The following is a 1,337-nucleotide window of genomic DNA, read 5'->3' as shown; positions in this document are numbered from 1 at the left end:
CTGCAAGTGCACCACCAACATAGAGCGAATTGGTTTCATCCACTGCGATTGCTCTAAATAGCGATGAATTGTTGTTGCTAGGAATTTGTTTTGACCAGCGGTAAACACCTGCAGGGGTAAAGCTGGCAGTAAAAAGGTCGAGGTTGCTATCGGCGTTGGTGTAGTTTTGTCCATTAGTTCCATCGCCTACAGTAAACGAAGTGCTTCGTGACATACCGGCAACGTAAAGATTACCATCCTTTCCGATAGTAATTGCTGAAACTCTTTCAGCATGTGTTCCATATGCAACTTTCTTTGCCCAAATTACTGAGCCAGATCCATTATATTTGGTAATAAAACCATCAAATGCACCACTGGAACTAAGAGTATTTCCTCCACCAAAATCAATAACTTCCTGAAAACGACCTGAAACATAAATATTTTCATTATCATCAATTGCAATTGCATCCGGATAATCATGTAAAGAACTTCCAGCTGTTTTAAGCCAAATTAAGGTCCCTTCTTTGCTAAACTTTGCAATAAAAATGTCTGTGTATGTTGAATTTTGATCAGGATAACCCACTTGTCTATTCCCTTGGATTTCAATATTAGAAATATAATTACCAATTACATAGACATTATTATTTTTGGATATTTTTATGTCAAAAATATCCATTTCAAAAATATTTGAAATTTCGATATTAGGGTCAGGATTTTGAATAAATTGATGAACCCACTCCCATCCATTTTGTGCAACTACTATTTTCCCCATAACCAGGAAAATACTCAGTAGTACAAAAACTTTTCTCATTTTGTCTTATATTTACAAATTATAAATTAGTTATCAAATTTACTACCAAAGTTTTAATATGACTGAATATCAGCAAAATGAATAACAACAACAATACCACCAAGCAGTTTTCATCCAATTTTGTACATATAGGTTATTCGAAAACTGGTACAAAATGGTTACAAAATTATTTTTTCCCTAAAATATCTAATGCAAATTACATAAACCTTTTTAAAACAAACAATTATTTCTTAACCAATGATATTTTTTTATTTGATAGGGAAAAAATTATTGATGAAATCAATAGAACTATTGATAAAAGTCAAAAAATTAACATTTTTAGTTCAGAATTTTTAACAACTCCTATTACATATGGGTGGCACTATGGTTACTATTCTTTTAGCATTTCCCATAAAATCAAATCAATTTTTCCTGATGCCACTATTATAATATTTATTCGCCGTCAGCAATCGCTTATTCCATCGGCATATCAGCAGTATATTAAAAACGGCGGGACATATAGCTTTAAGCGTTGGTTGTATTCAGGCGAGGTTTTCAGCTTTGAACA

General features: G+C 32.7%; 1 protein-coding gene. It reads left to right on the top strand.

The window, feature by feature from the left end:
- Positions 1 to 867: 867 nt before the first annotated feature.
- Positions 868 to 1,337: hypothetical protein (locus WHS63_RS13055; RefSeq protein ID WP_445205496.1), on the top strand; the 470-nt coding region annotated here is incomplete at its 3' end.

It is taken from the genome of Tenuifilum sp., assembly GCF_037481895.1.
Lineage (GTDB): Bacteria > Bacteroidota > Bacteroidia > Bacteroidales > Tenuifilaceae > Tenuifilum > Tenuifilum osseticum.
The sequence above is the reverse complement of the archived record's forward strand: the minus strand, read 5'-3'. Positions and strand labels throughout refer to the sequence as shown.